We start from the raw sequence: 26,524 nt of genomic DNA on the forward strand, positions 1-26,524 counted from the left end.
GGCAATGCGCCGAATATTCAACGTTGGTCGGCAGCCGGTGTCAGTTTGACGCTGACCGCCTGATGATCGAGCACCTTGCCCTTACGGTCCTGCAGGCGCACACGTACCGGCGCCCAGGCGTGCTTCTCCGACAGCCACAGTCCGATCTCGAGCTTGCCCGAATGCGCCTTGATGAGCACGTGCATGGTTCGCAACTTGCCGACCGGCAGATCGATGTCCTGCATACCCACCACCTGCACCGAAGCAGGGTCGGCGCCACGATTGCTCACCAGCGTGATCTCGTTCGGGAGGTCGCGTCCGCCGCGCACAGCCACCATGTGCCACACGCTCAGCACATCCTGATCGCCGCGGGCCAGCGTCTCGGTGTCCCGGCGCCCCTTGCTTCGCTCGACCAGCACGCTGCTGGTGCGCCAATCAAAGGTCGCCGTCTCGGTTTCACGCCCTTTCTGTTCGACGACAAAGCGGCGTGGCACCAAGCCCTGCGAGGTGACATCCCCCTCACTGCGCTGCGCGTACTCGAAATCCTTGAGCAAAGCCGCCAAGCCGACGGTCTCCAGGAAGGTGCTCATGCGGTAGCCGCGGCCGTCGTGATCCCAGCGGTGTATGCCCTTGCCGATTACCATGCCGCCCTCCCCCTGGGTGACGTCGAACACCACTTCGCCGCCTGCGGGCCATTTCACTCCGGCGGCCGACAGCGGCATGGAGACCACCGCGCAGCACATCGCCAGTACGCTCAAGAACTGCTTCACCACTTGCTTTCCTCCAGTGCAGGCGACACCAGTGCCGCCGCGGAAACGTGTGCTTCGGACACAATCACACGCTCCCCGTTGATCTTCAATCTTCCCTCAATGAACCAGCGTATGGCTTGCGGGTAGATGCGGTGCTCCTCGCGCAGCACCCGCTCGGCCAGGCTGTGCTCGTCGTCATCGTCCAGCACCGGCACGGCCGCCTGGATGACGATGGGGCCGACATCCAACTCTGGCGTGACGAAATGTACCGTCGCACCATGCACCCGCGCACCGGCCTCAATCACCCGCCGATGCGTATGCAGACCCGGCAAGGCCGGCAACAGCGACGGATGGACATTGAGCATTCGCCCCGCGTAGCGGCTCACGAAATCTGCCGCCAGCAAACGCATGAAACCGGCCAGCACCACCAGATCAGGCTCGAAGTCATCCACCGCAGCAGCCAACGCCGCGTCAAACGCGGCCCGCGACGAAAAACCCGCCGCATCCACCACTACGGTCGGGATGCCATGGACACGAGCGATCTCCAGGCCAGCCACGTCGGGCCGGCTGGACACCACGGCGCAAACATCCGCTCCCCGAATACCCGCGTGCAGAATGGCCTCGAGATTGCTCCCGCGACCGGAAATCAGTACCACGATGGACGTCATCCACGCACCTCAGGGAATTGGCAGGAAGACCGCCGTCGCAATGCCCTGGACAACGCGGATGACCATGCGTTCGGTCTTGATCTCCAGCAGGTCGGTCAGGGTTTCGAGAATGCCGATCATGCGCCCCATCTCGCGTTCGAAGCTCAGATTGGCAACCTCGCCCATCTCGTTCGACAGCAGCAACAAAGCGCCAGCCTCGTCCCGCGCGGTGCCAAGCTTCCAGGCTGCGATCTCGACGTTGCGGGCCGCATTATAGAAACCCTGCGGAGACAGATCATTGAGCACGTAGAAGCCGACCATGTCGCCAAACGCCGCCTGGATCATGCTGGCCATGCCGACCATCAGCGCCTGCACCCGATCTCCGCGGAAATCCGGGTCGAAGGCCAGCTGCAGAACGTCGATGTTGCGGCGCCCGTTGAGCGCCTCGATCTGCCATGAGTGGTTGACGTCGAAAATCTGCGTCAGCGCATCTTCCAGGCTATCCGCACTCTTGCGCCATTCCCGAGGATTGCGGCGATACAGCTTCTCGGCCAGCCGCCGCAGGCTCACGAAGATGCGGCTCTGACAGGCCTCGATGTAATGATCGACGTCAGTCTTGAACAGCTGCTCGTGGAAGTAAGGCTTGCGCGACGGCGCACCCGGCGAGGTGCCCGGAATGCTGCAGCCGGCTCCGGCAGTCGCAAGACCCGCGAGCATCGCGAGAAAGGCGCGCCGCGACAGGGCCGGCGAGGAGGTCGTTTTCATGCGCACTCGGGCTCGTTCGAACGCCACGCATGATACCGGAATGAGCCCCCTGCGGGGCCTGCGGCGGCGCACGTATAATCGGCGTTTTGGCTGGAGCCGCAATGCCGACGATTCGCCCACTGCCGGACATCCTGATCAACCAGATCGCCGCCGGCGAGGTCGTCGAACGCCCCGCCTCGGTCGTCAAGGAAGTGCTGGAGAACGCGCTCGACGCCGGCTCGCGCGCCATCGAGATCCAGCTCGAACAGGGCGGCGTGCGTCGCATCCGCATCACGGATGACGGCTGCGGCATTGCCAAGGAAGAGCTCGCACTGGCGCTCGATCGTCACGCCACCAGCAAGATCGCCAGCCTCGACGACCTCGAACGCGTCGCCACCATGGGCTTCCGTGGCGAAGCCCTGGCCGCCATTTCGTCGGTATCGCGCACCACCATCACCAGCCGAGCCACCGGCGCACCGCATGCCTGGCGCGTGGATGGTGTCGATCGCAGCGTGGTGCCGGCGGCGCTCAATGCCGGCACCGTAGTCGAAGTGGCAGACCTCTACTACAACACGCCAGCGCGCCGGAAATTCCTCAAGACCGAAGCCACCGAATTCGCCCACTGCGACGAGATGTTCCGTCGCGCCGCGCTAGCCCGGCCAGACGTGGCCTTCCAGTTCGCGCACAACGGCCGCGTCTCGCACCGCCTGCAACCGACCGACCCGGCCCGCCGCATCGCGGCCCTCATGGGCGACGATTTTCTTGAGCACGCCCGCGCGGTCGAGGCCGACGCCGGCGCGCTGCGTCTGACCGGTTTTGCCTGCGTGCCGGCCTACTCGCGCGCCAACCGCGACGCACAGTACTTCTTCGTGAACGGCCGTTTCGTGCGCGACAAGATCCTCTCGCACGCCGCCCGTCAGGCCTACGCCGACGTGTTGCACGGCCAACGTCATCCGGCCTACGTGCTGTTTCTAGAGCTTGATCCGGCCGGAGTGGACGTGAACGTACACCCCGCCAAGATCGAGGTGCGCTTCCGAGAATCGCGCGCCGTGCACCAGTTCGTCTTCCACGCCATCAGCCGCGCCCTGGCCGAGTCCGGCGCGGCGCTGGCGGCCGGGCGCGAAGCACCGACAGTCGAATCCACGCCCTATACACAGCAAGCGCGCTGGGCGCCGCCGGTGCAGAGCCAGCTTGCGATGGAATCGGCCTCGCGCAGCTACCTCGACTTCGCTGCAGCAGCCCGACCAGAGGCTGCGCCGTGGTCCACCAGCGAGGCGTCGACCCGCGAAGCCTTCTCCGCCCCTCCTCCGGGTGCGCAGCAAACGCCCGGTGACGAAGCCCCGCTGGGCTACGCCATCGCCCAATTGCACGGCATCTATGTGCTGGCGCAGAACGCCAAGGGCATGGTCATCGTCGACATGCACGCCGCGCACGAACGCATCCTGTACGAAAAACTCAAGACGGTGCTCGACGGCCGCCCGGCCATCCAGCGCCTGCTCATGCCGGCCGTGATCTCGCTCGGCGTACGCGACATGGCGGCCGCCGAAGAGCATGTCGAGGTGCTCGCTGGAATGGGATTTGAAGTGGCGCCGGCGGGGCCGGAAGAACTCGCCATCCGCAGCGTGCCGGCGCTGCTGGCGCAGGCCAACGTCGGCGAGTTGGTGCGCAATCTGCTCGCGGAATTGCGCGAATACCCGGCCACCGAAGTCGTCACCGCGCGACGCAACGAACTGCTCGGCACCATGGCCTGCCACGGCGCGGTGCGCGCCAACCGACAACTGTCGATTCCGGAAATGAACGCGCTGCTGCGCGATATGGAAGCCACCGAGCGCGCCGACCAGTGCAACCACGGCCGACCGACCTGGACTCAGTTCTCGCTGGCCGAAATGGACCGCTTCTTCATGCGCGGACAGTGAGTGTCGGGGCGCTTAGCCCGCCCGGCCATTCATGACGATGATCGCCACCACCACGACACCGACCATCAGCCAGCCCAGCCATTCGACGTAGCGGTGCAGCGCCGCCTCCATGCGCACGCCGCCCAGCTTCATCAGCCCGGCCACCAGGAAGAAGCGCGCGCCGCGCCCGATCAGGGACGCCGCCATGAACGGCAGCAAAGCCATCGAGGCCACACCTGCGGCAATCGTGAACACCTTGTAGGGAATTGGCGAGAAACCCGCCACAAAGACCGCCCAGAAACCCCAGCGCTCGAACCACGCTTCCGCCTCCAGATACTTGGCCCAGTACTTGGTCGTGGCCAGCCACGGCTCGATCAGATCGAAGGCGAACACACCGATGAAGTAACCCAGCACACCGCCAGCCACCGATGCCAGCGTCGTGATCAGCGCGAACATCCACGCCTTCGACGGGTTTGCCAGGCTCATCGGCGCCAGCATCACATCCGGCGGAATCGGGAAGAACGAAGACTCGGCAAAACTCAGCCCGCCCAGATACCAGGGCGCACGCGGATGGCGCGACCACTGCATGGTGCGGATATAGAGCGGGGCAAACAGTTTCAAGGCGGTCTCGGCACGATGGGCGACGCGGCATCATACCAACCGCGGAGGCGAGCGGCGGGGTCGCTATAATCTGCTCACATTCTCCTGCGCAGTCGGTTTCAGCCCGTGACTTCGCGGGATTCCCGGCTGAAGCCGCTTCTGGAAAAACCAGCCTGATGTCCGACGCACCTCCCGCAATCCTCCTTCTCGGCCCTACGGCCAGCGGCAAGACCGCGTGTGCGCTCGCGCTGGCGCAGCAGCTGCCTGTGGAGATCATCAGCGTCGACTCCGCGCTGGTCTATCGCGACATGGACATCGGCACGGCCAAGCCCACCAGCGCCGAGCGCGCCGTCTGCCCGCACCACCTGATCGACATCGTCACACCCGAAGAACGCTATTCGGCGGCCCAGTTTCGCAGCGACGCGCTGCGGCTGATGGACGAGATCAGCGCACGCGGCAACATCCCGCTGCTGGCCGGTGGCACCTCGCTGTATTTCAAGGCACTGCGCGACGGCATCTCGGACCTGCCACAGGCCGACCCTGAACTGCGCGCCGCAATCGACCGCGACGCCGAACGCCTCGGCTGGCCGGCGCTGCACGCCCGTCTCGCAACACTCGACCCGCAGGCCGCCGCGACGCTGGAGCCGAACGACGCGCAACGTATCCAGCGCGCGCTGGAAATCGTCGAGCTCACCGGCCGACCGCTGGCCGAAAGCTACGCACGACGCGAAGAAGGCACCATCCGCCACCGCACGCTGACGCTCGCGCTGACGCCATCCGATCGCTCGGTATTACACCGTCGCATCGAACAGCGCTTCGACGCCATGCTGGCAGCCGGCCTGCTCGACGAAGTGCGCGCCCTGCGCACGAAATACCGCCTCGACCCCGCTCTGCCCTCCATGCGCTGCGTCGGCTACCGCCAGGCCTGGACGCACCTGGATGGCGACGACAACCTGGCCACGATGCGCTTCAAGGGCATTGCCGCCACGCGTCAGCTCGCCAAACGGCAACTCACGTGGCAGCGCCAGTTCCGCGAGAACTGGGCGGATCTGGAGGAGCTGGATTGTCTGGATGCGGAACTGGTGGAGAAAGTCGTGGAACGAGCGCGGCGCTGCGTCGGCGCCTGAGCTCACTCCTGCCGTTCGCTAGCCGTCGAACGCAACAGCACCCAATCCATCCAGCGCGTCGGCAGGATGCGCTTGAGAAAACCAAACAGATGCGTCGGAAAGGTCACGTAATAGCGGGCGCGCGGACGTGGTGACTCGATGGCGTGAATGAGCTTGTCGACCACCGCATCGGACGGCAACGTAAAGGGCGTCTTGCCGGCTTCACCGCGCAGGCGGCGTTCGAGCGCGCGATAGGTTGCCGCGTGAGCGCTGTTGTGGCGATCGATGCGACGCTCGTAAGCGGCGTAAGCGTTGTCGCGAAAGCGCGTGGCGATCGGGCCGGGTTCGATCAGGCTGATGTGAATGCCGCTGCCGGAGAGTTCCAGCCGCAGCGTGTCGGCAAGCCCTTCGAGCGCGAACTTCGAGCAGTTGTAGGCGCCGCGATACGGCAAGGCGGCAAAGCCGAGGATGGAGCTGTTAAGCACGATGCGGCCATGGCCCTGCTCGCGCATGGCCGGCAAGACCAGACAGGTCAGTTCGTGCGTGCCCAGCAGATTGGTTTCGAGCTGTTCGCGCAACACTTCGCGCGTGAGGTCTTCGACCGCACCCGGCTGGCCATAAGCGCCATTATTGAACAGCGCGTCGAGCGTGCCGCCGGTGCGCTCGAACACCGTATCGACCGCGCTCCGGATTGAAGCGCTGTCGGCCAGATCAAGCTGCAGCGCCTCGAAGCCTTCGGCGGCCAGGCGCGCCACGTCGTCTTGCTTGCGCGCGGTGGCAAACATCCGCCAACCGCGATCTTTCAGGCGCCGGGCGGCGGCCTCGCCGATACCGCTGGAACAGCCGGTAATCAGAATGCTGCGCGAGGCGCCGGCGGACACGCGCTTACTCGACGATGGTCTTCGGCTGGTTGCCCTCAAGCCCCTCGACGCGACCGATGCGATACACCGTCTCGCCCTGTTCGCGCAGGAAGGCCTCGGCCGTATCGGCATTTTCGGCCGACACCAGCACGACCATGCCAATGCCGCAATTGAACACGCGGTACATCTCGGCGGCGGCGATGTTGCCGGCCTGCTTGAGCCACTGGAACAGCGGCGGCAGGGTCCAGCTCGTTGAGTCGATGCGTGCGGTGAGCCCGTCGGGGATGACGCGCGGCACATTCTCGAGAATGCCGCCGCCGGTGATATGCGCCATGCCGTGCACGATGCCGGCATGTGCCTGCATCAGCGCCAGCAGCGGCTTGACGTAGATGCGCGTCGGCGCCAGCACGGCGTCGGCCAGCGGCTGACCGTGGAAATCGGCCGACAGATCGGCCTTGCTCACTTCGATCACCTTGCGGATCAACGAGTAGCCGTTGGAGTGCGCGCCGCTGGAAGCCAGCCCGAGCAACACGTCGCCAGCGACAATTTTTGAGCCGTCGATGATGTCGGCCTTCTCGACGGCACCGACCGCAAAACCGGCCAGATCGTACTCGCCTTCCGGGTACATGCCGGGCATCTCGGCGGTCTCTCCGCCGATCAGCGCGCAGCCGGCCAGTTCGCAGCCTTTCGCGACGCCCGCCACGACTTCGGCGGCGGTATCCACATGCAGCTTGCCGCAGGCGAAATAGTCCAGGAAAAACAGCGGCTCGGCGCCCTGCACGAGAATGTCATTGACGCTCATCGCCACAAGATCCTGGCCCACGGTGTCATGACGGTTCAGGTCGAAAGCAAGGCGCAGCTTGGTTCCGACGCCGTCGGTACCCGACACCAGCACCGGTTCGCGATACTTCTTGGAGAGTTCGAACAGCGCGCCGAAACCACCAAGCCCACCCATCACCTCGGGCCTCATGGTGGCCTTGGCCAGGGGCTTGATTCGGTCGACAAGGGCGTCGCCGGCATCAATGTCTACGCCGGCATCACGATAGGTCAGGGAGGTCACGATCGTTCCTCTTGCTTCGGAAAATGCTCCCGGACTGCGTCGCGCTTGAGAGCGCAACGACCAGGGGCTACATTACGGGGCCCGGCGGCCTGGACAGGCCGCCGCTTCAACCCGAGATTTTACTCGAAATGCCCATTCCCCGCCCCCAACTCTTGCACACCGCCCTGTGGGCCACGGCCGGCATCGCGCTGCTGGTGCTGCTGTGGCTGCTCGGCCCGATCCTGACGCCATTCGTCGTTGGCGCGGTGTTCGCCTACCTGTGCGACCCGGCGGTCAACTGGCTGGTGGCACGGCGCTGGCCGCGCCCGCTCGCGGTACTGCTGGTGATCCTCGCAGCCGGCTCGACCATCACACTGCTGTTCCTGATCCTCGTGCCGCTGTTCTGGCGCGAAGCGGCAGCGCTCATCGCGCGACTGCCGGAGTTTTTCGACATCATCGATGCGCGTCTGCTGCCGATCCTGAATGACAAGCTCGGCACCAATCTCAGTCTGGACCTCGAATCCCTGCGCAGGGTGTTCAGCGAGAACAAGGAACAGGCCGGCGAATTGATGCCCTCGCTGCTCGGCCACGTCAAGCAAGGCGGCATGGCTCTGGTCGGCCTGGCAACCAACCTGATCCTGATCCCGGTCGTGATGTTCTATCTGCTGCAGGAATGGCCGCGCATCATTCCGTCCCTGCGCAACGCCATTCCGCGCCCAGCAGTGGATCGCACGACGCGCATTGCGCGCGACATCGACAAGGTGTTGTCGGAATTCCTGCGCGGACAACTGTCGGTGATGCTGATCCTCGCCACGTTCTACAGCATCGGCCTGTGGATTGCGGGGCTGAGCTTTGCGCTGCCGGTCGGCATCATTACCGGGCTGCTGTCCTTCATTCCGTTCGTCGGCTTCGGCGGCGGGCTGATCCTCGCCATCCTGACTGCACTGCTGCAGGGCGACGGGGTATCCCTGTTGATCGGGGTCGGCGTGGTGTACGGCCTCGGGCAACTGATCGAAAGCTATGCACTTACGCCGTATCTGGTCGGCGAGCGCATCGGCCTGCACCCGCTGGCCGTCATCTTCGCGCTGATGGCTTTCGGCCAGCTCTTCGGCTTCGTCGGCATGCTGGTCGCGCTGCCGGTCAGCGCCGCCATTCTGGTCGGCCTGCGCGAAGTGCGGGGCGCGTGGCTGGAAAGCCCGCTCTACCTCGGCGCCGAAGGCGCGGCAGCACCTCCGCTGTACGTGAGCGACAAGGACGAGGCGGATCGTACTGAATGAAACAGCTGTTGCTGGACTTGCGCGCCGACGCCCCGCCGACGCTGGACAACTTCATTGCGGGCGAAAACGACGAACTGCTGCGTGCGCTGCATGAAACCGTGCTCGGCGCCGGCCATCTGTATCTGTGGGGCCCGGCCGGAAGCGGGCGCAGTCACCTGCTCGCCGCCACCGTTGAAGCCGCCACCCAAGTCGGTCGTCCGGCGCTGCATCTGGCCGCCAAAACGGTCGGCCCGCATCTGCCTGACACGCCCGGCCTGCTGCTCGCTATCGACGACGTCACACAGCTCGACGACGACGCCCAGATCGCACTGTTCAACGCCTTCAACCGTTCGGCAACGTACAATCAGACCCTGTTGCTGGCCGGCCCGCAGCCGCCGCGCAATCTGTCAGTACGTGAAGACCTGCGCACGCGCATCGGCCAGACACTGGTGTACGAACTGCGCCCGCTCGACGACGCAACCCGCGCGGCCATTCTCGCCACGCTGGCCGAGCGCCGCGGCATGAAGCTGCCCGACGAAATCGTGGCCTTTCTGCTGCGCCATGGTCGACGCGACCTGCCCAGCCTGGTCAGCACCGTCGAAGCCCTGGATGCGGCCTCGCTCGAACGCAAACGTCCGGTCACCCTCGCCCTGCTGCGCGAGGTGATGCAGCCGGACCTGAACAACTGAAACGAACAAAGGACATTTCGTGGATCTGGTGCTTTTCGACCTCGACAACACCCTGCTTGCCGGCGACTCGGACTTCGAGTGGGCGCAGTTCCTGATCAGCAAGGGCGTGCTCGACCCCGAGGTGCATGAAGCACGCAACAAGGTCTTCTACGAGCAGTACAAGGCCGGCATGCTCGACATCTTCGAGTTCCTCGACTTCCAGCTCGCCCCGCTCGCCCGTCACGACCGCAAGCAACTCGACGCCTGGCACGCCGAATACATGCGCGAGCGCATCCTGCCGATGATCACTCCGCAGGCCCGTGCACTGGCGAAAAAGCACCTGACTCCGAACACGGTCGTCGCCATCGTCACCGCCACCAACAGCTTCGTCACCGGCCCGATTGCGCGCGAGTTCGGCATTGCGCACCTGATCGGCACCATCGCCGCGCAGGAACAGGGCCAGTTCACCGGCAAGCCGCGCGGCATGCCCTCGTTCAAGGCCGGCAAGATCACCCGCGTCGAAGAATGGCTGGAAAGCATCGGCATGCACTGGGGAAGCTTCGACAAGACGTGGTTCTACAGCGACTCCCTCAACGACCTGCCGCTGCTCAAGATCGTGACCAATCCGGTCGCCGTAGACCCCGACGACACGCTGCGCGCGCACGCCGAAAAGGCCGGCTGGCCGGTGCTGGCCCTGAACTGTGCAGCATGAGCAGCCGATGCGCGGCAGCCTGCTTCGGTTATGATTCACCGCTTATGACACGAACCACATTCAGACTCCGATGATCCGCAAGCTGCTGCGCAAGGTATTTCGTGGCGCCGGATCCGGCCAGCCCGCCCTCAACGAACCCGCCCTGATCGCGCCCGAAAAGCACGGCATGCGCCGCAGCGACATCTCGCCCGCGGCGGCCAAGGTGTGCTCCGTGCTGCAGGAGAATGGCCACAAGGCCTTCGTCGTCGGCGGCGCCGTGCGTGACGCACTGGCCGGCCTGCCGCCCAAAGACTTCGACGTTGCCACCAGCGCCACGCCCGAGCAGGTTCGTGCGCTGTTCCGTCGCTCGCGCATCATCGGCCGGCGCTTTCGCATCGTGCACGTGATGAACGGTCGCGAGACCACCGAGGTGTCCACCTTCCGCGCATTGCACGAAGAAGGCGCCACCCCCACCGACGAACATGGCCGCGTGCTGGCCGACAACGTGTTCGGCAACCAGGCCGAAGACGCCACACGGCGCGACTTCACCGTCAATGCGCTGTACTACGACCCGGTTTCCGGCGTCATCGTCGATTACCACCACGGCGTGGCCGACCTGCAGCAGAAAACCCTGCGCATGATCGGCGAACCGCGTGCGCGCTACCGCGAAGACCCGGTGCGCATGCTGCGTGCGGTACGTCTGGGCGCCAAGCTCGGGCTGATCATCGACCCGGCCGCGCGCACGCCGATTCGCGAGATGGCGTCCTTGCTCGAGAACGTGCCGGCCGCCCGCCTGTTCGACGAAATCCTCAAGCTCTTGCTGTCGGGTTACGCCGTCAAGTGCGTGCGCCAGTTGCGCGAAGAGGGCCTGCACCACGGCGTGCTGCCGCTGCTCGACGTGATCCTCGAACAGCCCATGGGCGAGCGCTTCGTGTGGCTCGCGCTGGAGAGCACCGACGAGCGCGTGCGCGACGGCAAATCCGTCTCCCCCGGTTTCCTGTTCGCCACCCTGCTGTGGCACGAGGTGCTGGCCGCCTGGGAAAAGCGCAAGGCCGACGGTGCGCCGGCCCAGCCCGCGCTGTTCGACGCCATGGACTACGTGCTCGACGTGCAGGCCCGCAAGCTCGCCATCACGCGCAAGATCGCCGGCGACATCAAGGACATCTGGTCCATCCAGCCGCGCTTCGAGAAGCGCGCCGGCCATGCTCCCTACCGCCTCATCGAACAACCGCGCTACCGCGCCGGCTGGGATTTCCTGCGCCTGCGCGCGCAGGCCGGCGAGATCGACATGGAACTGGTCGACTGGTGGGACGACTTCGCCGGTGGCAGCCATGAAAAGCGCGAAACGCTGATCCGCGAGGCCCCCGCCTCCAGCGAAGCCGCCCCGCGCAAGCGCCGCCGCCGTCGCAAGCCCAACGCCAAGCCGTCCGAGGCGGCCGACGCAACATGAGCGTAGTGCCCGCCCCAGCGCGAGCCTTCATCGCGTTCGGGGCCAACCTCGGCGACCCGGCCGCGAGTTTCGAACATGCCTGCGCAGCGCTCGACGCCCTGCCCGACACAAGCGTCGAGCGCCGCTCGTCGCTGTACCGCAGCGCACCCGTCGGCGTCGAAGGCCAGCCCGACTACATCAACGGCGTCATCGAGTTGCGCACGCACATCGATGCGCCGACGCTGCTCGCACAATTGCTCGACATCGAACACGAAGCCGGCCGCACGCGCGAGGGCCACTGCGCACCGCGCACGCTCGACCTCGACCTGCTGCTTTATGATGAGCACGTGATCCACGCACCGGGCCTCGAAGTGCCGCACCCGCGCATGCACCAACGCGCCTTCGTGCTGCTGCCGCTGGCCGAGATCGCGCCCGACACGCACATACCCGGCCACGGCCCGGTTGCCGCGCTGCTACCCGGCGTGGCCGACCAGGAAATCGCCCGAATCCAGGAGTAAGCCATGCTCGACAAGGCCCGCTACATCGTCGTCGAAGGCCCCATCGGGGCCGGTAAAACCTCGCTGGCGCGCCGCCTGTCAGAGCGGCTGTCGGCGCAGACACTGCTTGAGCAGCCCGAGCTCAACCCCTTCCTCGGCCGCTTCTACCAGAACATGGAACGCTGGGCGCTGCAGACCCAGCTGTCGTTCCTGCTGCAACGCGTAGAACAACTCAACGAGCTGGAGAGCGCCTGCGCCACCAGCGAGCGCATCGTCTCGGACTTCCTCTTCGACAAGGATCCGCTGTTCGCCGAGCTGACGCTGCCGGATGACCAGTACGCGCTGTACCAGCGCATCCACGACTCAATGGCGCCGGTGTCGCGGCTCAAGCCCGATCTCGTGATCTACCTGCAGGCCAAACCGGAAACCCTGATCGGCCGCGTTTTTCAGCGTGGTGTCGATGCCGAGCGCCGCATCACCGAGAGCTACCTCGAACGCGTCGCCGAGCGCTATGCGCGCTTCTTCTACCAGTACGATGCCGCCCCGGTATTCATCGTCGACGCCGAAGTGCTCAACCCGGTCGATCACGACGACGACTTCGACCTGCTCATCGAACGCCTGCGCGGCATGCGCAGCTTCCGCGAATTCTTCAATTACGCTGCCTGAGCCGCAACGCCATTTCCCTTGTCTGCTGAGGCGAATTGCGAAACACTCGCGCCCTCGGAGGAATAGCACGCCATGACCTATCTGCAGAACGACAAGCCGATCACGCTGCATGAGCTCGGCAAGATGCGCGCCGAAGGCCGCAAGATCACCATGCTCACCGCCTACGACGCGAGCTTCGCCGCGATGATGGATCGCACCGGCGTCGACACCGTGCTCATCGGCGATTCGCTCGGCAACGTCATCCAGGGCCACAAGTCGACGCTGCCCGTCACGCTCGAGCAGATGGCCTACCACACCGAATGCGTCGCACGCGGCTCCAAGCGCGCCTTCATCATTGCAGACATGCCCTTCGGCAGCTTTCAGGAAGGCCCGGTGCAGGCCATGCGCAACGCCGCCAAGCTGATGGAAGCCGGCGCGCAGATGGTCAAGCTCGAAGGCGGCGAATACATGGCCGAGACCGTGCACTTCCTGGTCGAGCGCGGCATCCCGGTGTGCGCCCACGTTGGCCTCACGCCGCAGTCGGTCAACCAGCTTGGCGGCTACCGCGTGCAGGGCCGGGACGAAACCGGCGCGGCGAAGATGAAGGCCGACGCGCTGGCGCTCGAACAAGCCGGCGCGGCCATGATCGTGCTGGAGTTGGTGCCCTCCACGCTCGCCGCAGAGATCACCGCCAGCCTCAGCACCATGGCCACCATCGGCATCGGCGCCGGCCCGGATTGCGACGGTCAGGTGCTGGTGCTGTACGACATGCTCGGCATCTTCCCCGGTAAGCCGGCGCGCTTCGTCAAGAACTACATGACGGGCGCAGCCAGCATCGAGGAAGCCATCGCCAACTACGTGCGCGAAGTGCGCGAAGGCGCTTTCCCCACCGCGGCGCACGGCTACTGACATGCAGATTCTGGAGAGCATCGAAGCCTGCCGCGCCGCGCGCCGCAAGACAGAACGCATCGCCTTCGTACCGACCATGGGCAACCTGCACGAAGGCCACATCGCGCTGATGCGCGAAGCACGCCAGCACGCCGACACGGTGGTCGCCAGCATCTTCGTGAACCGCCTGCAGTTTGGTCAGGGCGAGGACTTCGGCCGCTACCCGCGCACTTTCGCCGCCGACTGCGAAAAGCTCGAAGCCGCCGGCGTCGACCTGCTCTTCGCGCCGGATGAATCGGTGATGTACCCCGAGCCGCAGCACTACTTCGTCGCGCCCGCGCCGGCGCAGGTCAGCATCCTCGAAGGGGAATTCCGCGCAGGTCACTTCGGCGGCGTCGCCACCGTTGTGCTCAAGCTCTTCTCCATCGTCCAGCCCGACGTCGCGCTGTTCGGCAAGAAGGATTTCCAGCAGCTCATGGTCATCTCGAACATGGTGCGCGAGTTCGCCCTGCCCATCGAGATCGTGCGCGGCGACACCGTACGTGCCGCCGACGGCCTCGCGCTGTCGTCGCGCAATGGCTATCTCTCTGACGCCGAACGCGCCGAAGCACCCACGCTGTATCGCGAGCTCACCGCCATCCGCGACGCCGTGCGCGCCGGCAATCACGACTTCCTGCACCTCGAAACCGTGGCCATGGATTGCCTGCGCGAACGCGGCTGGCAGCCCGACTACATCGCCGTACGCCGCCAGGCCGACCTGCAGCCGCCGGTCAGCGAGGCCGACCCGCTGGTGGTGCTGGCCGCGGCCAAGCTGGGCTCGACGCGACTGATCGACAATCTCGAGATCTAACGCAGCTTTCCTAAACGCTCAGCGAGCGGGGGCAGTTCGCGACACGGACTTCAGTCGCGACCTGTCCCCGATTCGCATCTCGCCCTCAATAAACGCCGCTGCGTGCCGTAGTAAGACATGTCAGCCAGCCTCAAACCCCTTCCCCGCGGGAACATGCATGTTCAGTCTTTTCAATCGCAGTGCTTCGGCGGATGTCGTCGCTGCCATCGAGCAAACCCAAGGCGTCATCGAATTCGAGCTCGACGGAACCATCCTCCGGGCAAACGACAATTTCCTCGCCCTGATGGGCTACTCGCTGGACGAAGTCCGCGGCCAGCACCACCGCATGTTCGTGCCGGACAGCGAAGCCAACAGCGCCGAATACCGGAACTTCTGGAATGATCTGCGCGAGGGCAAATCGCAGACCGCGGAATTCCGGCGGCTGAACCGCAACCGCGAACCGGTATGGATCCAGGCCACCTACACGCCGATCCGCAAGGGCCGAAAAGTCACGCGCATCATCAAGTTCGCCACCGACATCACGGCGCAGGTCGTCGCGCGTGCCAACATCGAATCGCAGATTGCCGCCATCAACCGGGCGCAGGCTGTCATCGAGTTCTCGCCGGACGCCACCATCCTGCGCGCCAACGACAACTTCCTCGGCCTGATGGGCTACACGCTGGCGGAAGTGCAGGGCCGCAAGCACAGCCTGTTCGTGTCGGAACAGGAAGCGCGCTCGCCCGGCTACAGCCAGTTCTGGGAACGCCTGCGTGCCGGCGAGTACCAGACCGCCGAATACCGCCGGCTCGCCAAGGGCGGCCGCCCGGTATGGATTCACGCGACCTACAACCCCATCCTCGATCCCGAAGGCCGGGTCATGAAGGTCGTCAAGTTCGCCAGCGACATCACGGCACAGGTCGAGAGCAAGAAGGAATTCGAAGTGCTCTCGCTGGTCGCCAACGAGACCGACAACGCTATCATCATCACCGATGCCGACGGCCTTATCGACTACGTGAACAACGGCTTCATCAAGCTCACCGGCTACACCCTCGACGAAGTTCGCGGCAAGAAACCCGGCCCGATCCTGCAGGGTCCGGCGACCGATCCGGATACGGTCGCGCGTATCAGCAAGTGCATCCGGTCCGGCCAGCCGTTCTATGACGAAATTCTCAACTACGACAAGGACGGCACGCCGTACTGGATCTCCATGGCGATCAATCCGGTGTTCGGCAAGAGCGGCAAGCTTGAGCGCTTCATTTCGATCCAGGCCAACATCACCAGCACCAAGGAAATGTCGCTCGAAGCCGAGCGACGCTTTGCCGCCATCAGCGTCAGCAACGGCATCGCCGAATTCGAAACGACCGGTCAGCTCGTCAAGGCCAACAGCTACATGCTCGAACGTCTTGGCATGGCGAACGAACAGCAGCTGCTCAAGCAGACCAGCCAACTCACCACCATCGTCGGCGACAAGAAGCTCCAGACACTGCTGTCCGGCAATCAGCTCATTTCTGAGTTCTGCATGAACAACGCACAAGGCCAGCCCCATCAGTTCAAGGGCACGTTCTGCCCCATCGCCGATTCCGAAGGCCAGATCCGGCTCATCGTGGTGTATTGCACCGACGAACAGGCCAAGCACGAAGCCGCGCAGGTAACCGACAGTGAGATGAGCCGCGTGCAGGAATCGAGCCGCAAAGTGGCCGACATCATCGGCAGCATCAACGAGATCACCGAGAAGACCAACCTGCTCGCACTGAACGCCGCCATCGAAGCCGCCCGCGCCGGCGAGAGCGGCCGCGGCTTCGCCGTGGTGGCCGACGAGGTGCGCAAGCTCGCGCAGCAATCTTCCGTGTCGGCGCAGCAGATTACCCAGCTCATCAGCGAAAGTTCGGGCCGCATCGACCGCCTGAGCGCATCCCTCAAGCACCTGCGAGGCATGTAGTCCGCTCAATCACACGCTGTTCAAGCTTCAAGAGCCAGTCTCAGACCTACGCGCCCAGCGACCCATCGTGCGTCGCAATTGCCAAAAAAAAGCCCGGCCAGAGCCGGGCTTTTCTTTTCAGGCAGTCGGAGAGGCGCCGCGCACTCAAAATAATTTTGCGTCCGGCCGCTTCGCCGCCCGACGCATCCTGCCTGCGATCTGCTCCTCATCGAGCGCCTCGCCCTCGTGCAGATGCACCGAGCGCGTGTCGGGATCTTTTGATTTGACGGGAGGCGGCGGGCTGCAGTGATCCGCTGGTCATCGTCGCCGCGGCCAACTTGGACACCGCGCGGCTCATCGACGACCTCGAGATCTGAGCGGACATCCGCTCCTGGTTGAAGGCCCGGCTCATGCCGCCCTCCAGGACCCATCCCCCTCCCGGCCTCCCCCCTTGAAGGGGGAGGAGTCCACATCACGCCTGCCCCTGCTGGGAGCACCTGGAGCTGACCTGAACGCCGACCGTGGCCAAGTGCCACGCCCCTGCTCCCTCCCCTTCAAGGGGAGGGCTGGGGTGGGGATGGGTCCCATGGCAGCCTCCACCCAAGCTGCCCCCTTGCCACGCTCAGCCCGGATTGCGTTCCGGCTCAGCTGCAATAACGCGGCTGACAAGCCCGGCCCACCAGTCTTCTGTCCGTTCTCCCGCCTCAGGCCGCGCGGTAATACTTCTCCAGCCAGTGCGCGTACGGTGCCGGCAACACCCAGGTGGGTTTGTCGATCTTGAGCTCACGCGCGGCCTGCATCGGCCAGTGCGGGTTGGCAAGCAGGGCGCGGCCGATCATGACGAGGTCCATCTGATCGTTGGCGACAACGCGCTCGGCATCTGCAACCACGTCGATACCCCACGACGAAGCCACCGGAAGACCGGCTTCGCGGCGCACGCGTTCGGCGATCGGCGCGAGGAAGGCCGGCCCCCAGGGGATCGCTGCAGTCGGCGTCGAAAAGCCCACGCTGACGTTGAGCAGGTCCAGCCCGCCCGCCTTCATCTGCTGCACGAGCTCGATGGACTCGGCCAGCGTCTGCTCGTCGCGGCCGTCGTACTCGATGACGCCGAAGCGCGCGGTCAGCGGCAGGTTTGCGGGCCACACCTCGCGAACGGCAGCCAGCGTTTCGAGCAGGAAGCGGCTGCGGCCGGCGAGGTCGCCGCCGTACTGGTCGGTGCGCTGGTTGGAATCCACGTTGAAGAAGCTCTGCGCGAGGTAGCCATGCGCGAAGTGCAGTTCCAGCCACTCGAAGCCGGCGTCGCGGGCACGACGGGCGGCGGCAACGAAGTCGGCCTTGACCCGCTCGATGTCGTCCAGCGTCATCGCCGCCGGCACCTTGGGCAGGTCGGCACCGAATGCCACCGCCGACGGCGCAACGGTCTGGCAGCCGCGCGGATCGCCATCAGGAATGTGGTCATCGCCCTCCCACGGCCGGTTGGCACTGGCCTTGCGGCCGGCGTGCGCGATCTGTATGCCCGGCACCGCGCCGCGCGTCTTGATGGCCGCCGCAATGCGCGCCATGCCCTCGGCCTGCGCGTCATTCCACAGCCCGGTGCAGCCCGGCGTGATGCGGCCTTCCGGCGACACCGCCGTGGCCTCGACGATGACCAGTCCCGCACCACCGCGCGCCAGCCCCGCGTAATGGGCCAGATGCCAGTCGTTGGTGAAGCCGTCGACGGCGCTGTACTGGCACATCGGCGGCACCACGATACGGTTCTTCAGGGTGACGTCTTTCAGACGGAACGGGGAAAACAGGGCAGACATATGCAACTCCTCAGGTCTCACGCCGTGACAGCGAACACCGCGGAGTCTAGGGAGTCGTGCATATAATGAAAACCGACCCTACCTTATGACTTGAATAAGAGATCGTTATGCTAAACCCGCAGTGGCTGCAGAGCTTCACCACCCTCGTCGAGGCCGGCAGCTTCACCCGCGCCGCCGAACGCCTGGACCTCACGCAGGCCGCCGTCAGCCAGCATGTGCGCCACCTCGAACAGCAGCTCGGCCCGCTGCTCATCCGCCGCCCGCGCCAGATCGAGCTGACCCCCGCCGGCAGCGCGCTGCTCGAATACTGCGCCGAACTCGAACAGGCCACCCGCCGCCTCGACACACGCCTCACCTCGGCGGAAGCCGACACCGGCGAGATCAGCATCATCACCCCCGGCAGCATCGGCCTGTCGCTCTACCCCGCCCTGCTCGACCTGCAACAGGCCGTACCCGGCCTGTCCGTCCGCTACCGCTTCGCCCCCGACCGCGAAGTGCTCGACGCCGTGCTCGACAACCGCTTCGAACTCGGCATCGTCACCCTCAAGCCCGACGACCCCCGCCTCACCGCCAGCCACTTTGCGGAAGAACCACTGGAACTCGTCGTGCCCGCCGGTGAGGAAGTGCGCGGCTGGGACGATCTGGAACGCATCGGCTTCATCGACCACGCCGACGGCCGCGCCATGCTCGCCCGCCTGCTCGCCCGCTGGTACCCCGGCAACCCCGGCGTCAGTCGCATCCCGTCGCGCGGCTTCAGCAACCAGATCAGCCTCATGCTCGAACCCGTCGCCCGCGGCCTCGGCTTCACCGTCCTCCCCCGCCACGCCTGCGAAGCCTTCCCGCGACAAGACGCCATCCACATCGTGCCGTGTGGCACGCCGGTGATCGATACCTTGTGGTTGATACATCGAGCGGAATGGCCGCTGACGGCACGGGCGCAAAGGGCGGTGGAGTGTTTGAGGGGAGTTTGTCCGATGAAGGGGCGTGGTGGGTGACGGGGTGTCGCGGCCGATTTCAAGCCGGCATGCGGCGTAATGCCTTTCAGCCATTGCACCCTACGCGGGCCATTTCTCGCACTGCACGATCGAATAAAGGTCAAAGCATGAACTGTTAAATGACTGCGCAGAGATTTTTCCGCGGGCTGCCATAATCGAAAGACCCATTGCTTGAGCCCCCCTAACACCTGCCTCGTCCAGTTCTGCATCACCCGTGCACCCATAACTTTCGAGGTAGCTCAATGCCGTATCTACGTTCCAATATCGAACAGCGTATGCAATTGGAACGGTTGACCACCATTGCTCAGATAGCGAGGAGTCACGTATAGTCCCTCCAAGCTTGTCAATCGCACCCATTACAAAATACAAGTACAGCAGCTTCTCCCGTTCGGTTTCAAAATTAAGTTTATCCCCATTAACTTTCAATGGTGCCTCCTGCGCAAGCAGGAACAATTCAAGGTGCCTGCGCTTATCGCGCAACCTCGAATCTTCCACATCAAGCGCTCTCTCACACATAGCATCAGAACGTTCGTTCTCATACGCATGGGGCTTTTCATCGACTTCATAGGCAACCGGCGTCTTGAACGCAGCATCCAGCAGCCTCTCTTTGGCACGCTCTCTTGCTCGAGAATTAGCCTTCTCTTTGAATTCTATGGCGACTGCCGCCACCTCGACTGCCCCGGTATGCATCGACGCAAGCATCTTTCGGCGCCCTAGCCAAATAATCTGCAAGTTCTTGAATACTGCAAATACCACCCCTCCAAAAAGAAGAACAGCAACAGCACGGTTAGGGCTTCGCATACTCAATGCGTCACACACGGCGATAGTGACAACCAACAATGCAACCATCACTGCATTGAACTTCAAGATGGAGAACAGGGTTTCTCTCATTGAAAAGCCTTCTATAGAAATTTTGGCTAAGCGCAAAGCCCCATACCACCTAGTTAGTAAAGAACTCTGTATGCCCCACGCGGTTCTGCAGCTTATGGCATGGTGCCTATCTTAGCCACCCAAGTCCCCTCTGTCTCGCCGAGTGGAGGCCGGTTTCGCCGGGGAAGTCCGGTCCTGCTGTCCGAGCGAAGCGAGTTCAGGACCGGCCGGTGAAAGCGACTGGAGCGAGGGAAGCCCGAAGGGCCGAGGCGGCGGGGTGCACTTCTTTGCCTACTTTCTTGTTGCACTACAAGAAAGTAGGTCGCCCGCCGGGGCGAACTCCCGGCCGGTCGAGGCCAGCAAAATCGACTACCGGCGGAACAACTAATAAACCAAATACGGAATGGAAAGAGGGAGCGTTTGCTCCCTCTTTCACGTCAACGGCAGATTGGCAGGTGCGCTGCGCTTAGCTGCCCTACCAAACCGTCACGAAATACCAAGCCGTCACGAAACCTTGAGGCGGTGAGCCTCAGGGCTTCTTCGGCTCGACCACCTCTACCGTGCGCCAACGAAAGTTGTCGTTGTCCGCCGGAATCCACTGCTGGCACCAGAGGTTGATGCATTCCTGCCCCTCGGTTCCCGGCGCGATCGCCAGGAAGCTTTCCTCGTCGTAGTGCTGCACCTCGGACCGCTGCCAGGTCTGGCAGAACTTGCAGCGGATTTCTCCAAAGCCCTTCTTCATCGCATCGTCCAGCTCATGTAGGGCGCAATAACCGAAGGGCATTGCGCCGGATATAGGTCCAAAGTTTATGCCACAGAGCCGACCGTAGCCACCCAAGTCCCCTCTGTCTCGCCGAGTGGAGGCCGGTTTCGCCGGGGCAGTCCGGCCCTGCTGTTTGAGCGCAAACAGAAAGGGGGAGCAGCCGCTCCCCCCTTTCACATCAACGGCAGATCGGCAGGTGCGCTGCGCTTACCTGCCCTACGACGGCGTGTGGCCGTCAGCCGGCCAGCGCCTTGCCGACGATTTCCGCCACATCGGGCGACAAGCCCTTCGCACCCCGCACGCGCTCCAGCTGCGCACGAATGGACGCCTGCAGCGCCGGCGTATACCGCCGCCAGTTCTCCAGCGAGCGCGCCATGCGCGAGGCCACCTGCGGATTGCGCCGATCCAGCGCAATGACCTGATCCGCCCAGAAGGCGTGCCCCTCCGGCGTGTGAAATTCCGCCGGGTTGCCGCGGAAGAAAGTGCCGAGCAGCGAATACACCTTGTTCGGATTAGTGATGGTGAAGGCCGGGTCGTCCATCAAGCCGCGCACGCGTTCCAACACCGGCGTGCCAGCGGCGTCCCAACGCCACGCGCCGGCCTGCAGCGCGAACCACTTGTCCATCACCAGCGCGTCGCCATCGAAGCGGGTGCGGAAATTCTGCAGCGCGTCCTGCGCGGCGGGGCTGGCACTGTGCACCAGGGCGACCAGCGCGCCGAACTGCTCGGTCATGTTCTCGGCGTGATCGAACTGGGTCTCGGCGCGGGAGGCGCCTTCCTCGTTGCCGGCGGCGGCGAGGTAACGCAGGGACAGATTGCGCAGCGCGCGGCAGCCCGCGTCACCCGGGTGATAGCGATAGGCGCCGTTCACTTCCAGGCGCTTGTAGAGCGCCAGCCAGTCGTCGGCGAACCGCTCGCCAATGCTGCGCATGACGCGCATCAGCGCGGCGCGCAGCAGGGCCGGATCGGCCTCGCCCATGCGTTCGAGCAACCAGCCGTCGCCCGGCAAGGTGGCCGTGACAGCGAGGAAGGCCGGATCAAGCCGCTCGTCGGTGATGAGCTTGCCCCAGGCGTCGAGGAAAACCTCGGGCACCGGCGCGGACGGATCGGCCGCGAGCGCGAGTACGACGCGCTCACCGAAGCGCTGCGCGGCGTCCCAGCGGTTGCAGGGGTCGGCGTCGTGCGCCATGCGGAAGGCCAGACGTTCGTCGTCCTCGTCGACTTCGAGCATCACCGGCGCGGAGAAACCGCGCAGCAGCGACGGCACGGGTTCGACGGCGACGTCCTCAAAGACGAAGCTCTGTTCGGCTTCGGTAAGTTCGAGCACGCGGGTGGTGGCACCAGCGGCAGATTCGCCTGCCAGACGCAGCGGCAAGTCGGCGCCTTCGGGGCCGATGAGGCCGACCGCCACCGGAATCACCAACGGCAGCTTGTCGGGCTCGCCGGGCGTGGGCGGCGTGCGCTGGGCCAGCGTCAGCGTGTAGCGGCTGTTCGCCGCGTCCCACTGCCCGGAGGCGCTGAGCAGCGGCGTGCCGGCCTGCGAATACCAGCGCATGAACTGCGTCATGTCGCGGCCGTTGGCGTCCGCCATGGCGGCGACGAAATCGTCGCAGGTCACGGCCTGGCCGTCATGCCGCTTGAAGTACAGATCCATGCCCTTGCGGAAGCCCTCGGCGCCGAGCAGCGTGTGCTGCATGCGGATGACCTCGGAGCCCTTCTCGTACACCGTAGCAGTGTAGAAGTTGTTGATTTCCTGATAGCTGTCCGGGCGAATGGGGTGGGCCATCGGGCCGGAATCTTCGGTGAACTGGGCGGCGCGCAGCACGCGCACGTCGTCGATACGTTTTACCGCGCGGGCCGAGGCCTCGCTCTCGGGGCCGGCGGCGCGGCCGAGCATGTCGGCGGAGAATTGCTGGTCGCGGAAGACGGTGAGGCCTTCCTTGAGCGTGAGCTGGAACCAGTCGCGGCAGGTGACGCGGTTGCCGGTCCAGTTGTGGAAGTACTCGTGCGCGACGACGCTCTCGATGCCTTCGTAGTCGGCGTCGGTGGCCGTATCGGGGCGCGCCAGCACGTACTTGGCGTTGAAGATGTTGAGCCCCTTGTTCTCCATCGCGCCCATGTTGAAGTCGCCCACGGCAACGATCATGAAGCGGTCGAGATCCAGCTCCAGGCCGAAGGTCTCTTCGTCCCAGCGCATGGAATGCACGAGCGAATCCATGGCGTGACCGGCGCGGTCGACGTTGCCGTGTTCGACCCACACCTGCAGCAGCACCTCGCGGCCGCTGGCGGTTTTCTCGGTGCGCTCACACACTTCGAGGTCGGCGGCGACCAGCGCGAACAGGTAGGACGGCTTGGGAAACGGATCGACCCACTCCGCGTAATGGCGATCGCCCGGCAGTTCGCCGGAGGCGACGAGGTTGCCGTTGGACAGCAGCACCGGAAAGCGCTGGCGATCGGCCTCCAGGCGCACGGAGAAGCGCGACATCACATCGGGACGGTCGGGGAAATAGGTGATGCGGCGAAAGCCTTCGGCTTCGCACTGCGTGAACAGGCCGCTCTTCGACGCATACAGGCCGGACAGCGTGGTGTTGGCGGTGGGGTTCACACGCGTGACCACTTCGACCATGGCCACGCTGCCGGGGATGTCGAGTTCGATGCCGGCGTCGGTGCGCGACATGAAGTCGCCGGCGTCCTGCCCATCGATGCGCAGCGAGACCAGCTCGAGATCCTCACCGTTGAGCACCAGCGGGCCGTCTTCGCCGCGCTTGCGCACGCAGGCGAGCCGGCTTCTGACCAGCGTGGCCTCGGCATCGAGATCGAAATGCAGCTCCACCGAATCGATACGCCAGGGCAGCGGACGGTAGTCTGCGCGTTGGATGGTGACGGGGGTGCTCATCGAGTTATCCATGGTTTTCCGTTTCAGTTTCGGGTTTCACGACGCCGCAGCAGTGCCTTTCCGCCCCGCCTACGACGCGCAGCCGAACGACAAGGGGGCAACTGGCTGCGCGTGATGGGCACTTGACGACGCGTGCTCGGGCCGCTCGAAGCCAGTATTCAGCCCGATCTGGCGTGCTGCGCCGGGGTGAAAGCGCCCGAAGCGGACAAGGCAATCCTTGAGCCCGATCATACCGCAGCGCCTCAACGCCCCCGCGGCAGCCCTGCTCAGACCTTCGGGGAGAGAGGCATCAGAACGATGCAGGTGCCGGCTAGACGGTCGTGCAGGAACTGACGATCGCGGTCGAAAATGATCCACAGAATGCCGACGCCGAACAGCCACAACGACGGCCAGGCCACCGCATAGCGCAGTGCAGCACGCCCGAGGGTGAGCGGACGTCCGTCGCGGGCATCGACGACTTTCAGTCGCCAGGTCTGCATTGCCAGCGTTGCGCCGTGGTGCTGCCAGTACCAGACGAAATACCCGCCGCATACCAGAAACACCCACGCCAACTGGAGCAAGGGGCCTGGAATGACGTTGAGGGCCATGCCCATCAGGACGTTGGGCAGCATGTAGAGCAAGCCCAGTACGCCGAGCAGCAACAACACTTCGTAGAGCATGCTGGCTAAGCGGCGACGCAGACCAGCCAATTCGGCAATGGGACGGCCGGTCGCCGGAAGCGCCTCGGCAACGGGCTTCTTGTTCATTCTGACCTTGCTGGGGGAAGGGCTATAAGCCCTTGAGATTCAGGGAAAACCGGATTCGTGAAACACACTGACGCGCCGCAACAAGCCTTGACCGAAATGCGCTCTGAAGCTACTCTTCGCCGTTTCTGGTTTGTGCGAAGCGAGTCGTGTAAATGGAACTCACCGGTGCGGAAATTGTAATCAGGTGCCTGCAGGAAGAAAAGGTCGAGTATGTCTTCGGCTATCCGGGCGGCGCTGTTCTCTATATCTACGATGCTCTTTTCCGCCAGGAGCAGGTTCGTCACGTATTGACCCGGCATGAACAGGCCGCGGTACACGCTGCCGACGGCTATGCCCGTTGCACCGAATCCGTTGGCGTTGCGCTGGTAACCTCCGGCCCGGGCGCAACCAATGCCGTGACCGGCATTGCCACCGCTTTCTGCGATTCAATCCCGATGGTCATCGTCACCGGCCAGGTGCCGACCGCCGCGATTGGCCAGGACGCCTTCCAGGAAGTCGACACCGTGGGCATCACCCGCCCCTGTGTGAAGCACAACTTCCTGGTCAAGGACGTGAAAGACATCGCCACCACCATGAAGAAGGCTTTCATGCTGGCGCGCACCGGCCGCCCCGGCCCGGTGCTGGTCGACATCCCCAAGGATGTGTCGACCCACAAGTGCGAATACGAATACCCGGCCGAAGTCACCATGCGTTCGTACAACCCCGTGGTGAAAGGCCATCAGGGCCAGATCCGCAAGGCTGTGCAGCTGCTGCTCGAAGCCAAGCGCCCGATGATCTACTCGGGCGGCGGCGTGATCCTGTCGAATGCCTCGGAACAGCTCATCAAGCTGACCCGCCTGCTCGGCGCGCCGATCACCAACACCCTGATGGGTCTTGGCGCCTACCCGGCCAGCGACAAGCAGTATCTGGGCATGCCGGGCATGCACGGTACCTACGAAGCCAACATGTCCATGCATTTCTCGGACGTGCTGCTGGCCGTGGGCTCGCGCTTTGACGACCGCGTTATCGGCAACCCGGCGCACTTCGCCGAAGAGCCACGCAAGATCATTCACATCGACGTCGATCCGTCTTCGATCTCCAAGCGCGTGAAGGTCGACGTGCCCATCGTCGGCGACGTGCGCGACGTGCTCGACGAGATGATTCGCCAGATCGAATCCGGCGAGGCCCACCCCGACAAGGAAGCGCTGGCTGCGTGGTGGAAGCAGGTTGCCGAATGGCAGAGCCGCAACTGCATGCAGTACAAGAACTCGGACGAGATCATCAAGCCGCAGTTCGTCGTGCAGAAGCTGTGGGAAGTCACCAACGGCGAAGCCTTCGTGACCTCCGACGTCGGCCAGCATCAGATGTGGGCGGCGCAGTACTACCGCTTCGACAAGCCGCGTCGCTGGCTCAACTCCGGCGGCCTCGGCACCATGGGTGTCGGCCTGCCCTACGCCATGGGCGCGCAGCTCGCGCACCCCGAGGCGCAAGTGGCCTGCGTCACCGGTGAAGCCTCGATCCAGATGTGCATTCAGGAACTGTCGACCTGCAAGCAGTTCCGCCTGCCGCTGAAGATCGTGAACCTGAACAACGGTTACCTCGGCATGGTGCGTCAGTGGCAGCAGCTGTTCCACGGCGGCCGCTACTCCGAGTCGTACATGGATTCGCTGCCCGACTTCGCCAAGCTGGCCGAGTCCTACGGCCACGTCGGCATCCAGGTGAAGAACCCGGCCGATGTCGAGGGCGCGCTGCGCAAGGCTTTCACTGAGCACAAGGATGAACTGGTCTTCCTCGACTTCCTCGTGGATCCGACCGAAAACGTCTATCCGATGGTTCAGGGCGGCAAGGGTCTCACCGAGATGATCCTGTCGGCCGAAGACCTCTAAGCGCCAACACGCCGGCGAACCGCGGCTCACCCCTGCCGCGGTTTCCGGCGAAGCCCCACCAGGCTTCGCCGGCGCGGATCACCCTCAGCGGTGTTCCGATGCGACGGGCGGCAAGGCTCCAACCGACCCTCCCCGGGAATTGAA

Annotated in this window: 24 protein-coding genes; 13 read left to right on the forward strand and 11 right to left on the reverse strand. The window is 64.5% G+C overall.

From position 1 onward, the window contains the following. Window positions 1–17 precede the first annotated feature (17 nt). The 3 genes from AC6H0N_RS11010 to AC6H0N_RS11020 are packed head-to-tail and all read right to left on the reverse strand — an operon-like array spanning window position 18 to window position 2,140. A complete protein-coding gene (locus AC6H0N_RS11010; protein WP_497574152.1) occupies window positions 18–749 on the reverse strand; it encodes a DUF3108 domain-containing protein in 732 nt (243 codons plus the stop codon). Then, a complete protein-coding gene (purN, locus tag AC6H0N_RS11015; RefSeq protein WP_497574153.1) occupies window positions 746–1,396 on the reverse strand; it encodes a phosphoribosylglycinamide formyltransferase in 651 nt (216 codons plus the stop codon). Before purN ends, AC6H0N_RS11010 begins: the two co-directional genes overlap by 4 nt. A 9-nt stretch (window positions 1,397–1,405) precedes the next feature. Then, window positions 1,406–2,140, reverse strand: a complete 735-nt coding sequence (locus AC6H0N_RS11020; RefSeq protein ID WP_497574154.1) for a hypothetical protein — start codon at window positions 2,138–2,140, stop codon at window positions 1,406–1,408. A 101-nt stretch (window positions 2,141–2,241) separates the two neighbouring features. On the opposite strand from AC6H0N_RS11020, the gene mutL reads away from it, so the two are divergent. Next, a complete protein-coding gene (mutL, locus tag AC6H0N_RS11025; RefSeq protein WP_497574155.1) occupies window positions 2,242–4,035 on the forward strand; it encodes a DNA mismatch repair endonuclease MutL in 1,794 nt (597 codons plus the stop codon). Between the two features lie 12 nt (window positions 4,036–4,047). Here mutL and AC6H0N_RS11030 read toward each other — a convergent pair whose 3' ends face one another. Next, window positions 4,048–4,635 carry a YqaA family protein gene (locus AC6H0N_RS11030; protein WP_497574156.1) on the reverse strand — a complete coding sequence of 196 codons (588 nt, stop codon included), beginning with the start codon at window positions 4,633–4,635 and terminating at the stop codon, window positions 4,048–4,050. Window positions 4,636–4,790: 155 nt separating this feature from the next. Here AC6H0N_RS11030 and miaA point away from each other — a divergent pair, with 155 nt between their 5' ends. Then, window positions 4,791–5,741: a tRNA (adenosine(37)-N6)-dimethylallyltransferase MiaA gene (miaA, locus tag AC6H0N_RS11035; RefSeq protein WP_497574157.1), complete on the forward strand. Its 951-nt coding sequence runs from the start codon at window positions 4,791–4,793 to the stop codon at window positions 5,739–5,741. A gap of 2 nt (window positions 5,742–5,743) precedes the next feature. Here the strand turns inward: miaA and AC6H0N_RS11040 are convergent, their stop codons facing one another. Next, window positions 5,744–6,601: an SDR family oxidoreductase gene (locus AC6H0N_RS11040; protein ID WP_497574158.1), complete on the reverse strand. Its 858-nt coding sequence runs from the start codon at window positions 6,599–6,601 to the stop codon at window positions 5,744–5,746. 4 nt (window positions 6,602–6,605) lie between these two features. After that, window positions 6,606–7,640 (reverse strand): phosphoribosylformylglycinamidine cyclo-ligase, encoded by a 1,035-nt coding sequence (gene purM, locus AC6H0N_RS11045; protein ID WP_497574159.1) that lies wholly within the window; start codon window positions 7,638–7,640, stop codon window positions 6,606–6,608. Between the two features lie 128 nt (window positions 7,641–7,768). On the opposite strand from purM, the gene AC6H0N_RS11050 reads away from it, so the two are divergent. From AC6H0N_RS11050 to AC6H0N_RS11090, 9 genes are all read left to right on the forward strand, one after another. Continuing rightward, window positions 7,769–8,896, forward strand: coding sequence for an AI-2E family transporter (locus tag AC6H0N_RS11050; RefSeq protein WP_497574160.1), 1,128 nt, complete (start codon window positions 7,769–7,771; stop codon window positions 8,894–8,896). Continuing rightward, window positions 8,893–9,564 carry a DnaA regulatory inactivator Hda gene (gene hda, locus AC6H0N_RS11055; protein WP_497574161.1) on the forward strand — a complete coding sequence of 224 codons (672 nt, stop codon included), beginning with the start codon at window positions 8,893–8,895 and terminating at the stop codon, window positions 9,562–9,564. The genes AC6H0N_RS11050 and hda overlap by 4 nt, the downstream gene beginning before the upstream one ends. Before the next feature lie 19 nt (window positions 9,565–9,583). Continuing rightward, complete coding sequence (locus AC6H0N_RS11060; protein WP_497574162.1) at window positions 9,584–10,255, forward strand: histidinol-phosphatase; 672 nt, start codon at window positions 9,584–9,586, stop codon at window positions 10,253–10,255. Window positions 10,256–10,325: 70 nt separating this feature from the next. After that, window positions 10,326–11,684, forward strand: a complete 1,359-nt coding sequence (gene pcnB / locus AC6H0N_RS11065) for a polynucleotide adenylyltransferase PcnB (RefSeq protein ID WP_497574163.1) — start codon at window positions 10,326–10,328, stop codon at window positions 11,682–11,684. Beyond that, window positions 11,681–12,181: a 2-amino-4-hydroxy-6-hydroxymethyldihydropteridine diphosphokinase gene (gene folK, locus AC6H0N_RS11070; protein WP_497574164.1), complete on the forward strand. Its 501-nt coding sequence runs from the start codon at window positions 11,681–11,683 to the stop codon at window positions 12,179–12,181. Before pcnB ends, folK begins: the two co-directional genes overlap by 4 nt. Before the next feature lie 3 nt (window positions 12,182–12,184). Continuing rightward, complete coding sequence (locus tag AC6H0N_RS11075) at window positions 12,185–12,826, forward strand: deoxynucleoside kinase (RefSeq protein ID WP_497574165.1); 642 nt, start codon at window positions 12,185–12,187, stop codon at window positions 12,824–12,826. A gap of 72 nt (window positions 12,827–12,898) precedes the next feature. Further along, on the forward strand, window positions 12,899–13,714 hold the full coding sequence (gene panB / locus AC6H0N_RS11080) for a 3-methyl-2-oxobutanoate hydroxymethyltransferase (protein ID WP_497574166.1): 816 nt from the start codon (window positions 12,899–12,901) through the stop codon (window positions 13,712–13,714). A gap of 1 nt (window position 13,715) precedes the next feature. Further along, window positions 13,716–14,543, forward strand: coding sequence for a pantoate--beta-alanine ligase (panC, locus tag AC6H0N_RS11085; protein ID WP_497574167.1), 828 nt, complete (start codon window positions 13,716–13,718; stop codon window positions 14,541–14,543). 157 nt (window positions 14,544–14,700) lie between these two features. Continuing rightward, complete coding sequence (locus AC6H0N_RS11090; protein ID WP_497574168.1) at window positions 14,701–16,461, forward strand: methyl-accepting chemotaxis protein; 1,761 nt, start codon at window positions 14,701–14,703, stop codon at window positions 16,459–16,461. Window positions 16,462–17,144: 683 nt separating this feature from the next. Here the strand turns inward: AC6H0N_RS11090 and AC6H0N_RS11095 are convergent. Then, window positions 17,145–18,245, reverse strand: a complete 1,101-nt coding sequence (locus tag AC6H0N_RS11095) for an NADH:flavin oxidoreductase/NADH oxidase (protein WP_497574169.1) — start codon at window positions 18,243–18,245, stop codon at window positions 17,145–17,147. A gap of 107 nt (window positions 18,246–18,352) precedes the next feature. Between AC6H0N_RS11095 and AC6H0N_RS11100 the strand changes: the two genes are divergently transcribed. Then, window positions 18,353–19,240, forward strand: a complete 888-nt coding sequence (locus tag AC6H0N_RS11100; RefSeq protein ID WP_497574170.1) for a LysR family transcriptional regulator — start codon at window positions 18,353–18,355, stop codon at window positions 19,238–19,240. Window positions 19,241–19,300: 60 nt separating this feature from the next. Here the strand turns inward: AC6H0N_RS11100 and AC6H0N_RS11105 are convergent, their stop codons facing one another. The 4 genes from AC6H0N_RS11105 to AC6H0N_RS11120 form a co-directional block, all read right to left on the reverse strand. Further along, complete coding sequence (locus AC6H0N_RS11105; protein WP_497574171.1) at window positions 19,301–20,131, reverse strand: hypothetical protein; 831 nt, start codon at window positions 20,129–20,131, stop codon at window positions 19,301–19,303. Between the two features lie 508 nt (window positions 20,132–20,639). Then, window positions 20,640–20,852, reverse strand: coding sequence for a hypothetical protein (locus AC6H0N_RS11110; protein ID WP_497574172.1), 213 nt, complete (start codon window positions 20,850–20,852; stop codon window positions 20,640–20,642). Between the two features lie 256 nt (window positions 20,853–21,108). Beyond that, window positions 21,109–23,769: an aminopeptidase N gene (pepN, locus tag AC6H0N_RS11115; protein ID WP_497574173.1), complete on the reverse strand. Its 2,661-nt coding sequence runs from the start codon at window positions 23,767–23,769 to the stop codon at window positions 21,109–21,111. A 266-nt stretch (window positions 23,770–24,035) separates the two neighbouring features. Further along, complete coding sequence (locus AC6H0N_RS11120; protein ID WP_497574174.1) at window positions 24,036–24,515, reverse strand: RDD family protein; 480 nt, start codon at window positions 24,513–24,515, stop codon at window positions 24,036–24,038. Between the two features lie 152 nt (window positions 24,516–24,667). Between AC6H0N_RS11120 and AC6H0N_RS11125 the strand changes: the two genes are divergently transcribed. Next, entirely contained in the window at window positions 24,668–26,380 is a 1,713-nt protein-coding gene (locus AC6H0N_RS11125; protein WP_497574175.1) for an acetolactate synthase 3 catalytic subunit, read from the forward strand. Window positions 26,381–26,524: the final 144 nt, after the last annotated feature.

The organism is Pseudazoarcus sp. NS34 (assembly GCF_059703725.1).

What these genes read in the sequence shown, in the direction of transcription:
- purN (WP_497574153.1), bottom strand. Translation starts at nt 1,396, where the DNA reads ATGACGTCCATCGTGGTACTGATTTCCGGTCGCGGGAGCAATCTCGAG.
- AC6H0N_RS11020 (WP_497574154.1), bottom strand. Translation starts at nt 2,140, where the DNA reads ATGAAAACGACCTCCTCGCCGGCCCTGTCGCGGCGCGCCTTTCTCGCG.
- mutL (WP_497574155.1), top strand. Translation starts at nt 2,242, where the DNA reads ATGCCGACGATTCGCCCACTGCCGGACATCCTGATCAACCAGATCGCC.
- miaA (WP_497574157.1), top strand. Translation starts at nt 4,791, where the DNA reads ATGTCCGACGCACCTCCCGCAATCCTCCTTCTCGGCCCTACGGCCAGC.
- AC6H0N_RS11050 (WP_497574160.1), top strand. Translation starts at nt 7,769, where the DNA reads ATGCCCATTCCCCGCCCCCAACTCTTGCACACCGCCCTGTGGGCCACG.
- hda (WP_497574161.1), top strand. Translation starts at nt 8,893, where the DNA reads ATGAAACAGCTGTTGCTGGACTTGCGCGCCGACGCCCCGCCGACGCTG.
- pcnB (WP_497574163.1), top strand. Translation starts at nt 10,326, where the DNA reads ATGATCCGCAAGCTGCTGCGCAAGGTATTTCGTGGCGCCGGATCCGGC.
- folK (WP_497574164.1), top strand. Translation starts at nt 11,681, where the DNA reads ATGAGCGTAGTGCCCGCCCCAGCGCGAGCCTTCATCGCGTTCGGGGCC.
- AC6H0N_RS11075 (WP_497574165.1), top strand. Translation starts at nt 12,185, where the DNA reads ATGCTCGACAAGGCCCGCTACATCGTCGTCGAAGGCCCCATCGGGGCC.
- panB (WP_497574166.1), top strand. Translation starts at nt 12,899, where the DNA reads ATGACCTATCTGCAGAACGACAAGCCGATCACGCTGCATGAGCTCGGC.
- panC (WP_497574167.1), top strand. Translation starts at nt 13,716, where the DNA reads ATGCAGATTCTGGAGAGCATCGAAGCCTGCCGCGCCGCGCGCCGCAAG.
- AC6H0N_RS11090 (WP_497574168.1), top strand. Translation starts at nt 14,701, where the DNA reads ATGTTCAGTCTTTTCAATCGCAGTGCTTCGGCGGATGTCGTCGCTGCC.
- AC6H0N_RS11095 (WP_497574169.1), bottom strand. Translation starts at nt 18,245, where the DNA reads ATGTCTGCCCTGTTTTCCCCGTTCCGTCTGAAAGACGTCACCCTGAAG.
- AC6H0N_RS11100 (WP_497574170.1), top strand. Translation starts at nt 18,353, where the DNA reads ATGCTAAACCCGCAGTGGCTGCAGAGCTTCACCACCCTCGTCGAGGCC.
- AC6H0N_RS11105 (WP_497574171.1), bottom strand. Translation starts at nt 20,131, where the DNA reads ATGAGAGAAACCCTGTTCTCCATCTTGAAGTTCAATGCAGTGATGGTT.
- AC6H0N_RS11110 (WP_497574172.1), bottom strand. Translation starts at nt 20,852, where the DNA reads ATGAAGAAGGGCTTTGGAGAAATCCGCTGCAAGTTCTGCCAGACCTGG.
- pepN (WP_497574173.1), bottom strand. Translation starts at nt 23,769, where the DNA reads ATGAGCACCCCCGTCACCATCCAACGCGCAGACTACCGTCCGCTGCCC.
- AC6H0N_RS11120 (WP_497574174.1), bottom strand. Translation starts at nt 24,515, where the DNA reads ATGAACAAGAAGCCCGTTGCCGAGGCGCTTCCGGCGACCGGCCGTCCC.
- AC6H0N_RS11125 (WP_497574175.1), top strand. Translation starts at nt 24,668, where the DNA reads ATGGAACTCACCGGTGCGGAAATTGTAATCAGGTGCCTGCAGGAAGAA.